The organism is Aquimarina ulvae, assembly GCF_053613295.3.
In genome coordinates, this window is the sequence record NZ_JBSIBP030000006.1 from 285,992 (window position 1) to 299,944 (window position 13,953).

Consider the following 13,953-nt stretch of genomic DNA (forward strand, 5'->3'; position numbering starts at 1 on the left):
TATTAATCTCTTATCAATGGCATGGTGGAACAACGTAAAAGTCCTTCTTGTTTTGCTATTTCGGAATATGGAACTTCTTCTACGATGATGTTTAAGCTACGAAGCCACATATTTAATCTTGTAAAATTTTTCTCAGAAATTACAATATCTTCGGATATCGAGAATATATTAGAGTTCATATAATACATTTCATGCCTATCGATATGAAACAAATTTTCCATTCCGAAAAAATCAACTAAATATTTGTAATCCTCAATATTTCTGAACCCTTCTTTATGGATAATTGCTTTATTTTTGCCAACTGGCTGAAAACAACAATCTAAGTGCAAAGCGTTATTTCTAGGGTCATCCATTGACTTGTTTAGATCAAACTCCCTGACTGTTTTGTCTGGAAAAAGTGATCTAATATATGCTACTCCTTCCATATTCGTTCTCGCCACAATACAATCACTATAATCTTCTCCTTTGTAGGTTCCTATAAAAATGTGATCGTTGTGAATAATAATATCTCCTCCTTCAAAATGAATATCTTCAGATGGGGCTTTACACACTTTATCCAAATTAATTTCATCAATTACATATTGAATTGCCTTAATTTCTTTTTCTCTTTCCGGAAGGATATTTGATTTTACAAATTTATCTTCTATTACCAATGCAATGTCTCGTGCAAAAATCTGATTATAGTTTTCTATTACTTTTGGTCTATACACCTTTACATCATATTTTTCAAAGACTTTAGCAACCGCTTCCATCTCTGCAACCATAGCTATCTCTTTAGGATATGTTCCTGCTTTGATATGTTCTATAGATTTTGGATCATAAGCTTCTTTGATTTTTGGTATTGGGCCATTACTTAAGGCTGTTCCTAAAACTACCGCTCTAAGCCTTGAAGTTTCATTTTTAATATTCAGTTTCAATCTTTCAATTTTTAAGGTGAAGAACGTAGTTACCATCCCACGTTTGTAATCAAACAAATATATGAAGAGGTTCTAGGTAGATACTAATTTTATTCAAAAAAAATATCAACCTTTTATTAAATCCGAAAATTAGGCCATTCTATTTAAAATATACTGACAATATCACAAAAAAAGGTGCTAAAATAATTCGAGCACCTTTCTATGAATTGTTTTATCTTTTTTTAGCGTTCTGCAACTGACTTAAAGCCTCTATGGGTCTCTCCAATATATATTTGCCTTGGTCTACCAATTGGTTCTTTCCGTAAACGCATTTCTCTCCATTGTGCGATCCAACCTGGTAATCTTCCTAGCGCAAACATAACGGTAAACATCTCTGTTGGAATACCTAATGCTCTATAGATGATTCCAGAATAGAAATCTACATTAGGGTATAATTTTCTTTTTACAAAATACTCATCTTCCAGAGCCACTTTAGCAAGACCTTTAGCAATATCAAGTACGGGGTCTTCGATACCCAGATCACCAAGTACTTCTTCTGCAGAAGCCTTTATGATTTTAGCTCTTGGATCAAAGTTCTTGTATACTCTATGTCCAAATCCCATTAAACGGAAAGGGTCTTCTTTGTCCTTAGCTTTAGCTATATATTTTGCTGTATCTCCTCCATCTTCTCTAATTGCTTCCAGCATTTCAATAACTGCTTGATTAGCTCCTCCGTGCAAAGGACCCCACAAAGCAGAAATACCAGCAGATAATGAAGCAAATAATCCTGCATGTGATGAGCCTACTATCCTAACTGTAGATGTAGAACAATTTTGCTCATGATCTGCGTGTAGAATAAGCAACTTATCCAAAGCATCATTAACAATCTTATTAGCCTCATATGACTTATTAGGTCTAGAAAACATCATTTTATGCAAGTTCTCTACATACCCCAACGAATTATCACCATAATCTAGTGGTAGGCTTTTACGCTTTCGCATCGTCCAAGCAGCTAATACCGGAAACTTAGCCATTATTTTTACAATAGCGGTATACATGGCTTCTTCAGAGTCCACATCGACCGATCCTGGGTTGAATGCTATTAGCGCACTTGTTAACGATGAAAGAACACCCATAGGATGAGCGCTTTTTGGAAATCCATCAAGAATTCTCTTCATATCTTCATCAATATGAGATTCTTCTTTAATATCCTTATCAAATTTATCAAGCTGTTCTGCTGTGGGTAAATCACCAAAAATTAACAAGTATGCTACCTCTAGAAAATCTGCCTTTTCTGCTAATTCTTCGATAGAATACCCTCGATATCTTAAAATTCCTTTTTCACCATCCAGAAAAGTAATTGCACTCTCACAACTTCCTGTATTTTTATACCCTGGATCAATAGTAGTAATACCCCCGGTGACTCCTCTAAGAGTTTTAATATCTATTCCTAATTCATTTTCCGTTCCTTCTATTATTGGGAACTCATATTTATTACCGTCGATTTCTAGCGTAGCTTTTTTTGACATTGTGATTATTTAGAATTTTGCTGTTATAATAAGGGATGCTAAATTACAAAATATAGTGTTAATATATTATTAATCCGATCATCAATTTTTGAATATAAAAAAGGCCTCCTCCTTTGTTTAAAAACTGTCTAACACCTCAGGTAACTTTACTATAGATTTCTTTTATACTAAAAAAGCTCACTGAAAAGTGAGCTTTTTATACTTATTTATTTTTACTTCTTAATCTTGAATGCTTTTTCCATAGGGTAGTAAGCTACTGTACCTAATTCCTCTTCTATTCGTAGTAGTTGATTGTATTTTGCCATTCTATCACTACGGGACGCAGAACCTGTTTTTATTTGACCGGTATTTAAAGCTACTGCTAAATCTGCAATTGTGTTATCTTCTGTTTCACCAGAACGATGCGACATTACCGAAGTATATCCAGCATTATGTGCCATATTTACTGCTGCAATAGTCTCGGTTAATGTTCCTATCTGATTTACTTTAATCAGAATTGAATTGGCGATACCATTTTCGATTCCTCTTGATAACCTTTCTACATTCGTAACAAATAAATCATCACCGACTAACTGTACTTTATCTCCAACTTTATCCGTTAAATATTTCCAACCTTCCCAATCATTTTCATCCATACCATCTTCTATAGAAATGATAGGATATTTTGAAGCTAACTCAGCAAGGTAATCAGCTTGTTCTTCACTTGTTCTTATGACACCTGTTTTTCCTTCGAATTTGGTATAGTCATACTTACCATCAACAAAAAACTCTGCTGCTGCACAGTCCAAAGCGACCATTATTTCATCTCCAAACTTATATCCAGCTTTTTCTACTGCTAAAGCAATAGAATCCAAAGCATCTTCTGTTCCGTCTAATGCTGGCGCAAAGCCACCTTCATCACCAACTGCAGTACTTAACCCTCTATCGTGAAGTACTTTCTTCAAATTATGAAAAATCTCTGTACCCATCTTAATCGCTTGAGTAAAATCTTTTGCCTTTACCGGCATGACCATAAACTCTTGAAATGCAATCGGCGCATCACTATGAGATCCTCCATTGATAATATTCATCATCGGAACCGGAAGGGTGTTAGCACTAACTCCTCCGACATAACGATATAAAGGCATATTCAATTCGTTTGCTGCTGCTTTTGCAGCTGCTAAAGAAACCCCAAGAATTGCATTAGCACCTAATTTAGACTTATTAGAAGTTCCATCCAATTCGATCATCGTTTGATCTAGTAAATTTTGATCAAAGACAGAGTATCCTAATAGTTCTTCAGCAATTATTGTATTTACATTTTCTACGGCCTTTTTTACGCCTTTACCCATATAATCACTACCTCCATCTCTCAGCTCTACAGCTTCGTGCTCTCCTGTTGAAGCTCCAGAAGGAACTGCCGCTCTTCCTAAAACACCATTTTCGGTAACCACATCTACTTCTACTGTTGGGTTACCACGTGAATCTAAAATTTGTCTGGCGTGAATATTAATAATTACACTCATTTTTTGATTTGTTTTTGTTGGATAATTTTAATTCTTTGCAATATACGAAACCAGTAAATTTAAATACCTCAGAAAACCTCTTAATTTATTGCTCAAAACCCATTAATCACAACAAGTTATCAACTATAACGTTATAGATCGATTCATTATAATGACTACAATTTACTTGCAATAAACAGTTATATTTATGCTTCTACTTTTACACTTTTAATGTTGTCTATAAACTGATCAAATAAGTAAATGGAATCATTTGGACCCGGACTTGCTTCTGGATGATATTGCACTGAAAAACAATTCTTATTTTTCATTTTAATTCCGGCAACTGTATGATCGTTTAAATGTAAGTGTGTTATCTCTACATCAGGATTATTCTCTGTTTCTTCTCTATTGATTGCAAAACCGTGATTCTGCGAGGTGATTTCTCCTTTACCCGTTGTAAGGTTTTTTACAGGATGGTTTATTCCTCTATGACCATGATGCATCTTATACGTACTAATACCATTAGCCAGTGCTATCACCTGATGACCAAGACAAATACCAAACAAAGGCAAGTCTCTATTAATAATTTCCTTTGCTGTTGCTATCGCTTGTGACAACGGTTCAGGATCGCCTGGACCATTAGAAAGAAAATAACCATCAGGACCCCACTCGTTCATTTCTTCAAAAGTAGCATCATATGGAAATACCTTTATGTATGCATCTCTTTTCGCAAGGTTATGAAGTATATTCTTCTTAACTCCAATATCCAATGCTGATATTTTATATGTAGCCTCAGGATTTCCAAAAAAATAAGGTTCTTTTGTAGATACCTTTGAAGCTAATTCAAGACCATTCATATCTGGAACTGCTGCCAACTGTTTTTTCAAGGAGCCAATATCATCAACCTCTGTAGAGATTAGAGCATTCGTCGCTCCGTTATCTCGTATATAGCTCACCAGTGCACGGGTATCCACGTCTGATATTGCCAATAAATTATTTTTTTCTAGAAACTCTTGTAAAGACTCATCTGCTAAATCCCTAGAGAATTCGTAACTAAAATTTTTAACAATAAGACCCGCAATTTTTATTGAATCCGATTCTACCTCTTCATCATTGGCTCCATAATTACCAATATGAGCATTTGTAGCTACCATAAGTTGTCCAAAATATGAGGGATCCGTAAAAATCTCCTGATATCCAGTCATACCGGTATTAAAACACACTTCGCCAAAAGCGGTTCCTTCTTTTCCAACAGCTTTTCCATAAAAAATAGTACCATCTGCCAATAATACGATTGCTTTTTTTCTAGATTGATATTTCATCCTAATACACTTTTGATATTAAACGTCCTATTGAAGGATCTAAAACTTTATTTTAAAAATATTCAAAAAAAAAGGATAAACGATGAACGTTTATCCTTTATAATTATGTGCCAATCACATTATTCATTTATTCTTCTTCAGAACTAGGTGTTTCAACTACTGGAGCAGCTTCAGTTTTCTTTGACCTACCTCGTCGTGTAGATTTCTTCTTAGCTGGCTTACCTGCATTGTATAGCTCATTGTAATCAACTAACTCAATCATTGCCATATCGGCATTATCACCAAGACGATTCCCTAATTTTATAATTCTGGTGTATCCTCCAGGTCTATCACCTACTTTAGCAGCAACATCTCTAAATAGTTCTGCAACCGCATATTTGCTGCGCAACTTACTAAAAACAATACGACGATTATGGGTAGTATCTTCTTTAGACTTGGTTACTAGTGGCTCTACAAATTGCTTAAGCGCTTTCGCTTTTGCAACGGTAGTATTTATTCTCTTATGTTCTATAAGGGAACAAGCCATATTAGCCAGCATTGCTTTACGATGCGCTGTTTTTCTACCTAAGTGGTTTACTTTTTTTCCGTGTCTCATGACATTAAAAATTTAAGCATCATCTTGCTCAATCTACCTCGTGCAGAGAGCAAAATATGATGTGTTAGTCTTTATCTAATTTATATTTAGAAAGATCCATACCAAAATTAAGACCTTTAACATTTACAAGCTCTTCTAGCTCAGTTAAAGACTTTTTACCAAAGTTACGGAACTTCATTAAATCATTTTTATTGTAGGAAACTAAATCACCCAATGTATCGACTTCTGCAGCTTTTAAACAATTAAGAGCTCTCACAGAAAGATCCATATCGATTAACTTCGTTTTCAACAACTGTCTCATATGCAAAGATTCTTCATCATATGTTTCAGTTTGTGCAATTTCATCAGCCTCTAAAGTAATACGCTCATCAGAGAATAACATGAAGTGATGAATCAAGATTTTTGCGGCTTCGGTTAGAGCATCTTTAGGATGAATTGATCCGTCTGTAACTATTTCGAAAACAAGTTTTTCGTAATCCGTTTTTTGTTCAACACGATAATTCTCGATACTATACTTAACATTCTTAATCGGTGTATATATAGAATCTGTAAAGATTGTTCCGATTGGAGCGTTTGTTTTCTTATTTTCTTCTGCAGGAACGTAACCTCTTCCTTTTTCGATGGTTATCTCCAGGTTTAGTGCTACTTTCTTATCCATATTACAGATCACTAGATCCGGGTTAAGAACCTGAAAACCTGAAATAAATTTTTGAAAATCTCCAGCAGTTAACTGCTCTTGACCTGAAATTGAAATAGTAACCGATTCATTATCAACATCTTCAATCTGACGCTTGAAACGAACTTGTTTAAGATTAAGAATAATTTCAGTTACATCTTCTACAACTCCAGAAATAGTAGAAAACTCGTGATCTACTCCCTCAATTCTTAATGAAGTTATAGCGAATCCCTCTAAAGAAGATAGCAAAACTCTTCGTAAAGCGTTACCAACTGTCAATCCGTACCCCGGTTCTAATGGTCTAAATTCAAATTTACCATCAAACTCACTGGAGTCGATCATGATAACTTTATCGGGCTTCTGAAAATTTAATATTGCCATATTATTGTTTCTTCTAAGAGTTATTACTTCGAATATAATTCGACGATGAATTGTTCGTTAATATTTTCCGGAATTTGAATTCTTCCTGGAACAGATACGAAAGTACCTTCTTTTGTATCATTGTTAAAAGTAATCCACTCGTACACCTTGCTATTATTTGAAAGAGCATTTTGGATAACCTCTAATGATTTTGATTTTTCTCTCACCCCTACAACATCACCTGGTCTTAATTGGTAAGATGGAATATTTACTAATTCTCCGTTTACAGTAATGTGTCTGTGAGAAACTAATTGTCTAGCCCCTCTACGAGAATTTGCCAATCCCATTCTGAAAGCTACATTATCTAAACGAGACTCACATAGTTGAAGTAACACCTCACCAGTAATCCCTTGAGATCTAGTTGCTTTTTCGAACATATTTCTGAACTGACGTTCTAATATTCCGTATGTATATTTAGCTTTTTGCTTTTCCATTAACTGGATGGCATATTCACTTTTCTTTCCTCTTCGTCTGTTGTTTCCATGTTGACCAGGAGGGTAATTTCTTTTTTCGAATGACTTATCATCCCCGAATATCGCTTCTCCGAATTTACGAGCGATTTTAGTTTTTGGACCAGTATATCTTGCCATTATATTATTAATTTAATTTAGAGGAGGTTATGAATTAAGGTCTCTTTCCTTCGATAATCCTTTATTCCTCTTTGAGACTTACTTTAATTACTATTTTTGAAGTATAAAAGATCCCGAATTTTTTCGGGATACAATTAATGATTATACTCTACGTCTTTTTGGAGGACGACATCCGTTATGGGGCATTGGAGTTACATCAATAATTTCTGAAACTTCAATTCCTGAGTTGTGAAGAGATCGTATTGCAGACTCTCTACCATTTCCCGGTCCCTTAACGTATACCTTAACTTTCTTAAGTCCAGCCTCGGTTGCTACCTTAGCAGCATCCTCTGCAGCTAACTGTGCAGCATATGGGGTGTTCTTTTTAGAACCTCTGAATCCCATTTTCCCAGCTGAAGACCAAGAAATAACGTCTCCTTTTTTATTCGTTAACGATACAATAATGTTGTTAAAGGAAGCTGTTACGTGTGCCTCTCCTACTGATTCAACTATTACTTTACGTTTTTTTGAAGTTGACTTTGCCATACTACTTATTATTTAGTTGCCTTTTTCTTGTTAGCCACTGTTTTTCTTCTTCCTTTACGTGTTCTAGAGTTATTCTTAGTACGCTGTCCTCTAAGTGGCAAACCGGCTCTGTGACGGATCCCTCTGTAACATCCTATATCCATAAGACGTTTGATACTTAACTGTACTTCAGAACGTAATTCTCCTTCTATGGTATAGACTCCTACGGCTTCACGGATTCGACCTATTTGATCATCATCCCAGTCAGAAACTTTTATACTCTCATCTACTTTGGCATTTGCTAAAATTTCTTTAGCTCTACTTCTACCAATTCCGAAGATATAGGTTAATGCTATAACTCCTCGCTTTTGTTTGGGTATATCTACCCCTGCAATTCTTGCCATAATTACCCTTGTCTTTGTTTAAATCTAGGATTCTTTTTATTAATCACGTAAAGTCGGCCTTTTCTACGCACAATCTTGCACTCGGCACTTCTCTTTTTTATTGATGCTCTAACTTTCATCTCTTTGTTTTTAAATTCTGAAAATACACAACGCATATTTCAGAAGGTATTGTTAACAAGATTTTCAGCCTGCAAAAGTACATAAAAAATCTTAATTAACTAATATTCTTAAAATTATTAGTATCTGTATGTGATACGAGCCTTTGATAAATCATAAGGACTCATTTCTAGTTTTACCTTATCTCCAGGTAATAATTTTATATAATGCATACGCATTTTACCGGAGATATGGGCAGTCACTACGTGACCATTTTCCAATTCTACTCGGAACATTGCATTAGACAATGCCTCGATTATACTTCCATCTTGTTCTATTGCTGGTTGTTTTGCCATTATGCTACTGCTTTACGGTTTTTACCAGTTTTCATTAATCCATCGTAATGTCTATTCAATAAGTATGAGTTGACTTGTTGCATCGTATCTATTGCAACCCCAACCATAATTAATAAAGAAGTTCCTCCGAAAAACAATGCCCATCCTTGTTGAACTCCTAAAAGTTTAACAGCTATCGCCGGAAAAACAGCAATTAACGCTAAGAATACAGATCCTGGTAATGTTATCTGTGACATTATTTTATCTAAATATTCGGCTGTTTCACTGCCCGGTCTAATACCTGGTATAAAACCACCACTTCTTTTTAAATCATCAGCCATTTTATTAGTCGGAACCGTAATAGCAGTATAGAAGTATGTAAATATTATGATTAGTAATGCAAATAACAAATTATACCATAAACCGAATATATCACTAAATGCAGCAGCTATTCCCTGAGAAGTTTCAGACTCTGAAAGACCTGCAACCGCAGCTGGAATAAACATAATTGCTTGAGCGAATATAATTGGCATTACACCAGAAGCATTTAATTTTAAAGGTATATACTGTCGGGAGCCAAAAACATTTTTTTCATAACCTCCGCCAGCTGTTCTTCTAGCATATTGAACTGGAATCTGGCGCACCGCCATTACCAATAAAACGGATGCCAAAATAATTACAAACCATATCACCAACTCAATTAATACCATAATAATATCTCCACCTTCTCCAGAGGTTCTAGAAATAAAATTCTGGACGAACGATTGTGGTAATGTGGCAATAATACCTACCATAATCAGTAAAGAAATACCATTTCCTATTCCTTTATCTGTAATCTTTTCACCTAACCACATAGCAAAAATACATCCAGTAGTTAGAATAATTACCGATGACACAACGAAAACAGTTTGACTTATCTCTGCACTAAAAGCAGTAGGAGGAAGTGTTGCAAATAAATTGTAAATATAACCAGGACCTTGAACCAGCGTAATAGCGATAGTCAACCAACGAGTAATTTGATTAATCTTCTTTCGACCACTCTCCCCTTCTTTTTGTAATTTTTGAAGATAAGGGATAGCAATCCCCATCAACTGCACTACAATGGAAGCAGAAATATAGGGCATGATTCCTAAGGCAAATACCGAAGCATTCGCAAATGCTCCTCCAGTAAATGCATTTAGTAAGCCTAATAAACCATCTTGGGTTTGAGTTCCCAAATTAGCCAATTCTGCAGCATCAACTCCAGGCAATACAACCTGTGCTCCAAATCGATATACCAAAAGTAATCCTAGTGTAACTAAAATTCTATTCTTCAGTTCTTCGATTTTCCAAATGTTTTTTATTGTATCAATAAATTTCATGAAATATCTTTTATAAGGTTACTGCTTCACCACCCGCTGCCTCTATAGCAGCTTTTGCAGTGGCTGTAAATTTGTGAGCTGAGACTTTTAATTTGGCCTTCAACTCTCCTCTACCCAGTATCTTAACTAAATCATTCTTTCCTGCAAGGCGTGTATCTAATATCACGTCGAGATCAACGGTATCAGTTATTTTTCCAGCATCAACCAACTTCTGTAGGGTATCTAAATTGATTCCTTGATATTCTTTTCTATTGATATTCGTGAAACCGAACTTAGGCACACGTCTTTGAAGCGGCATTTGCCCTCCTTCGAAACCAATCTTTTTAGAATAACCCGAACGAGACTTTGCTCCTTTGTGACCACGAGTAGCAGTTCCACCCTTACCGGATCCTTGACCACGTCCTAATCGCTTACTGTTATTTTTTACTGAACCTGCAGCAGGTTTTAAGTTACTTAAATCCATGTGCTTATATTATTTTGTTTCTACAGAAACTAAATGTTTAACTTTATTTACCATCCCAAGGATATTAGGAGTGTCATCGTGCTCAACAACCTGACCGATCTTCTTAAGACCTAAAGCCTCCAGAGTCCTTTTTTGTCTCTGCGTACGGTTAATAGCGCTTTTTACTTTCTTAACTTTAATCTTTGCCATCGTTCCTAATTTTTATCCTTTAAACACTTTATCAAGTGAAACTCCTCGTTGTTTTGCTACTTGCTCAGCACTTCGCATTTGCAATAAAGCATCGAATGTTGCTTTTACCACGTTGTGCGGATTAGAGGATCCTTGATTTTTAGAAAGTACATCGTGAACACCTACGGATTCTAATACTGCACGGATCGCTCCACCAGCAATTACTCCAGTACCAGTAGCAGCGGGCATCAACAACACTCTTGCCCCACCGTATTTTCCTTTTTGTTCGTGAGGTAATGTTCCTTTGGTTAATGGTATACGAACTAAATTTTTCTTAGCATCCTCTACTGCCTTTGCAATAGCTTCTGCAACTTCCTTAGACTTACCTAAACCGTGACCAACAACCCCGTTTTCATCTCCTACAACTACAATGGCCGAAAATCCAAATGCTCTACCTCCTTTTGTTACCTTGGTAACACGTTGCACTCCAACTAAACGGTCTTTTAATTCAAGTCCACTTGGTTTAACTAATTCTGCGTTTTTATATTTTTGATACATAATTTCTTAGAATTTAAGTCCTGCTTCTCTAGCTCCTTCAGCTAATGATTTTACTCTACCATGATATAAATATCCACCTCTATCAAATGATACCGTATCGATACCAGCTTTTTTAGCTTTTTCAGCAAGGGCTTTACCTACCAAGCTTGCTTTTTCTTCTTTATTTCCTGATGCAGTAGCAATATCTTTATCTCTTGAAGAAGCCGCACCGATAGTTTTACCGGTTACATCATCTATGATCTGAGCATAGATTTCTTTATTACTTCTGTATACAGATAATCTAGGACGTTGTTCTGTTCCGCTTACTTTACTGCGGATACGCTTTCTGATTTTTAATCTTCTTAAATCTTTTGAGAATGCCATAACTTCGTTATTATGCAGATTTACCTGCTTTTCTTCTTAATTGTTCTCCTACAAATTTAACTCCTTTTCCTTTGTAAGGCTCTGGCTTACGGAAGCTTCTAATCTTAGCTGCTACCTGTCCTACTAATTGTTTGTCGTGAGAAGTTAATTTTACGATCGGGTTTTTACCTTTTTCAGATACTGTCTCTATTTTAATTTCTGGAGCAATATCTAAAACGATATTGTGAGAGAAACCTAGAGCTAAATCTAATTTTTGTCCTTGATTAGAAGCTCTATAACCCACTCCTACCAATTCTAATTCTTTAGTAAAACCTTCAGACACACCTTGTACCATATTGTTGATCAAAGCTCTGTATAAACCATGCTTTGCTTTATGGTCCTTAGACTCTGTAGGTCGTTCAAGAACCACCTGATCATCCTCAACCTTTACACTAATAGCATTTATCTCTTGTGTAAGCTCTCCTAATTTTCCTTTAACAGTAACAACATTACCTGTCACTTCTACAGTGACACCAGACGGAATAGTTACTGGATTTTTTCCTATTCTTGACATTTCTTTTGTCTTTTATACTGTTAATATACGTAACAAAGTACTTCACCACCTACATTCTCTTGTTTTGCCTGTTTACCAGTCATCACACCGTGAGAAGTAGAAATTATTGCGATACCTAATCCATTAAGAATTCTTGGTATTTCGCCTGATCCTGCATACTTTCGTAAACCAGGTTTACTTATTCTTTGTAATTCTTTAATAACAGGTTCTTTGGTTAACTTATCGTATTTAAGAGCTATCTTAATACTACCTTGTTTTGTGTTTTCTTCAAACTTATAACTTAAAATATATCCTTGATCGAATAATATCTTAGTGATCTCCTTTTTAACCTTTGATGCAGGAATCTCAACAACTCTATGCTGAGCACTATTTGCATTACGTATTCTGGTTAAATAATCTGCAATAGGATCTGTATTCATTATATATAATTTATGATCTTGGTTTTCCACTAGTATAGTCGAACCTTAGACCAATTAATTTTCTATTTCTACCAACTAGCTTTTGTTACACCTGGAATTAAACCCTGATTAGCCATTTCTCTAAATGTAACACGTGAAATACCAAATTGACGCATATATCCTTTTGGTCTTCCTGTTAATTTACATCTATTGTGCTGACGAATCGGTGATGCGTTTTTAGGCAGTTTCTGTAATGCTTCATAATCTCCAGCTTCTTTTAAAGCCTTACGTTTTTCCGCATATTTAGCAACTGTTTTTGCTCTCTTCACCTCACGGGCTTTCATTGATTCTTTAGCCATAATTAATTCTTTTTAAAAGGTAACCCTAGTTCTGTTAACAATGATTTCGCTTCTTTATCCGTACTTGCCGAAGTTTCAAAAGTGATATTCATTCCTGAAATTTTATTCACTTTATCTATATCTATTTCTGGAAAAATGATCTGTTCAGTAATTCCTAAAGAGTAGTTACCTCTACCATCAAAACCAGTAGCATTAATTCCGTTAAAATCTCTTACACGCGGCAAAGCCGAGGTAATCAAACGATCCAAGAATTCGTACATCTTCTCACCTCTCAAGGTAACTTTTGCACCAATTGGCATACCTTTACGAAGTTTGAAGGTAGCAACATCCTTTTTAGAAATAGTAGCTACAGCCTTTTGACCTGTTATCATTGTTAATTCATCTACAGCGTAGTCAATTAATTTCTTATCTGCTACAGCTGCACCTACACCTCTACTTAAAACAATTTTTTTAAGTTTTGGTACTTCCATTACATTACTATAACTGAATTCTTCTGTAAGAGCTGACATTATCCTGTCTTTATACTCTTGTTTTAGTCTTGGGATATAAGCCATAACTATATTACTTCATTAGATTTTTTAGAAAATCTTACTTTCTTATCTCCTTCTACTCTATATCCAACTCTCGTTGCATCACCACTAGATGTTAACAACGATAGATTAGAAATATGAATAGGTGCTTCCTGCTTCACTATACCACCCTGTGGATTAGCAGCACTAGGTTTCTGATGTTTAGACACAAGGTTTACACCTTCTACTACTGCCTTATTCTTATCTTTCAATACCTTCTGTACAGTCCCCTGTTGACCTTTATTGTCTCCAGCGATAACCTTTACAGTATCTCCTGATTTTATTTTTAGCTTTGTCATCTTTGCTGTGT

The 13,953-nt window shown here is 35.4% G+C and carries 21 protein-coding genes; all 21 read right to left on the reverse strand.

Annotated features, from left to right (window positions below; all coding sequences use genetic code 11):
- Positions 1–2 precede the first annotated feature (2 nt).
- Positions 3–917, reverse strand: coding sequence for a dimethylarginine dimethylaminohydrolase family protein (locus tag ACWGOQ_RS15190; protein ID WP_458202827.1), 915 nt, complete (start codon positions 915–917; stop codon positions 3–5).
- Positions 918–1,138: 221 nt separating this feature from the next.
- Entirely contained in the window at positions 1,139–2,425 is a 1,287-nt protein-coding gene (locus tag ACWGOQ_RS15195; RefSeq protein WP_452058789.1) for a citrate synthase, read from the reverse strand.
- Positions 2,426–2,637: 212 nt separating this feature from the next.
- Positions 2,638–3,930 carry a phosphopyruvate hydratase gene (gene eno, locus ACWGOQ_RS15200; RefSeq protein ID WP_452058788.1) on the reverse strand — a complete coding sequence of 431 codons (1,293 nt, stop codon included), beginning with the start codon at positions 3,928–3,930 and terminating at the stop codon, positions 2,638–2,640.
- A gap of 185 nt (positions 3,931–4,115) precedes the next feature.
- Positions 4,116–5,231, reverse strand: coding sequence for a glutamine-hydrolyzing carbamoyl-phosphate synthase small subunit (carA, locus tag ACWGOQ_RS15205; RefSeq protein ID WP_452058787.1), 1,116 nt, complete (start codon positions 5,229–5,231; stop codon positions 4,116–4,118).
- A gap of 127 nt (positions 5,232–5,358) precedes the next feature.
- Positions 5,359–5,826, reverse strand: coding sequence for a 50S ribosomal protein L17 (rplQ, locus tag ACWGOQ_RS15210; RefSeq protein WP_452058786.1), 468 nt, complete (start codon positions 5,824–5,826; stop codon positions 5,359–5,361).
- 64 nt (positions 5,827–5,890) lie between these two features.
- Positions 5,891–6,883 carry a DNA-directed RNA polymerase subunit alpha gene (locus tag ACWGOQ_RS15215; protein WP_452058785.1) on the reverse strand — a complete coding sequence of 331 codons (993 nt, stop codon included), beginning with the start codon at positions 6,881–6,883 and terminating at the stop codon, positions 5,891–5,893.
- A 23-nt stretch (positions 6,884–6,906) separates the two neighbouring features.
- Positions 6,907–7,512 carry a 30S ribosomal protein S4 gene (gene rpsD, locus ACWGOQ_RS15220; protein ID WP_452058784.1) on the reverse strand — a complete coding sequence of 202 codons (606 nt, stop codon included), beginning with the start codon at positions 7,510–7,512 and terminating at the stop codon, positions 6,907–6,909.
- 141 nt (positions 7,513–7,653) lie between these two features.
- Positions 7,654–8,037, reverse strand: a complete 384-nt coding sequence (gene rpsK, locus ACWGOQ_RS15225; RefSeq protein WP_452058783.1) for a 30S ribosomal protein S11 — start codon at positions 8,035–8,037, stop codon at positions 7,654–7,656.
- A gap of 8 nt (positions 8,038–8,045) precedes the next feature.
- A complete protein-coding gene (gene rpsM, locus ACWGOQ_RS15230) occupies positions 8,046–8,420 on the reverse strand; it encodes a 30S ribosomal protein S13 (protein ID WP_452058782.1) in 375 nt (124 codons plus the stop codon).
- A 2-nt stretch (positions 8,421–8,422) separates the two neighbouring features.
- A complete protein-coding gene (gene ykgO / locus ACWGOQ_RS15235; RefSeq protein ID WP_013621733.1) occupies positions 8,423–8,539 on the reverse strand; it encodes a type B 50S ribosomal protein L36 in 117 nt (38 codons plus the stop codon).
- A 117-nt stretch (positions 8,540–8,656) separates the two neighbouring features.
- A complete protein-coding gene (gene infA / locus ACWGOQ_RS15240) occupies positions 8,657–8,872 on the reverse strand; it encodes a translation initiation factor IF-1 (protein ID WP_010181908.1) in 216 nt (71 codons plus the stop codon).
- Positions 8,872–10,212, reverse strand: coding sequence for a preprotein translocase subunit SecY (gene secY / locus ACWGOQ_RS15245; RefSeq protein ID WP_452058781.1), 1,341 nt, complete (start codon positions 10,210–10,212; stop codon positions 8,872–8,874). The genes infA and secY overlap by 1 nt, the downstream gene beginning before the upstream one ends.
- 10 nt (positions 10,213–10,222) lie before the next feature.
- Positions 10,223–10,675 (reverse strand): 50S ribosomal protein L15, encoded by a 453-nt coding sequence (gene rplO / locus ACWGOQ_RS15250; RefSeq protein WP_452058780.1) that lies wholly within the window; start codon positions 10,673–10,675, stop codon positions 10,223–10,225.
- 9 nt (positions 10,676–10,684) lie between these two features.
- On the reverse strand, positions 10,685–10,864 hold the full coding sequence (gene rpmD / locus ACWGOQ_RS15255; RefSeq protein WP_452058779.1) for a 50S ribosomal protein L30: 180 nt from the start codon (positions 10,862–10,864) through the stop codon (positions 10,685–10,687).
- A gap of 12 nt (positions 10,865–10,876) precedes the next feature.
- Complete coding sequence (gene rpsE / locus ACWGOQ_RS15260) at positions 10,877–11,401, reverse strand: 30S ribosomal protein S5 (protein ID WP_452058778.1); 525 nt, start codon at positions 11,399–11,401, stop codon at positions 10,877–10,879.
- Positions 11,402–11,407: 6 nt separating this feature from the next.
- Positions 11,408–11,764 (reverse strand): 50S ribosomal protein L18, encoded by a 357-nt coding sequence (gene rplR, locus ACWGOQ_RS15265; protein ID WP_452058777.1) that lies wholly within the window; start codon positions 11,762–11,764, stop codon positions 11,408–11,410.
- 10 nt (positions 11,765–11,774) lie between these two features.
- Positions 11,775–12,317 (reverse strand): 50S ribosomal protein L6, encoded by a 543-nt coding sequence (gene rplF / locus ACWGOQ_RS15270; RefSeq protein ID WP_452058776.1) that lies wholly within the window; start codon positions 12,315–12,317, stop codon positions 11,775–11,777.
- A gap of 20 nt (positions 12,318–12,337) precedes the next feature.
- Positions 12,338–12,736, reverse strand: coding sequence for a 30S ribosomal protein S8 (rpsH, locus tag ACWGOQ_RS15275; protein WP_452058775.1), 399 nt, complete (start codon positions 12,734–12,736; stop codon positions 12,338–12,340).
- A gap of 68 nt (positions 12,737–12,804) precedes the next feature.
- Positions 12,805–13,074 (reverse strand): 30S ribosomal protein S14, encoded by a 270-nt coding sequence (gene rpsN / locus ACWGOQ_RS15280; RefSeq protein ID WP_010521648.1) that lies wholly within the window; start codon positions 13,072–13,074, stop codon positions 12,805–12,807.
- A 2-nt stretch (positions 13,075–13,076) separates the two neighbouring features.
- On the reverse strand, positions 13,077–13,628 hold the full coding sequence (gene rplE / locus ACWGOQ_RS15285; protein ID WP_452058774.1) for a 50S ribosomal protein L5: 552 nt from the start codon (positions 13,626–13,628) through the stop codon (positions 13,077–13,079).
- Positions 13,629–13,630: 2 nt separating this feature from the next.
- Positions 13,631–13,942 (reverse strand): 50S ribosomal protein L24, encoded by a 312-nt coding sequence (rplX, locus tag ACWGOQ_RS15290; RefSeq protein ID WP_452058773.1) that lies wholly within the window; start codon positions 13,940–13,942, stop codon positions 13,631–13,633.
- Positions 13,943–13,953: the final 11 nt, after the last annotated feature.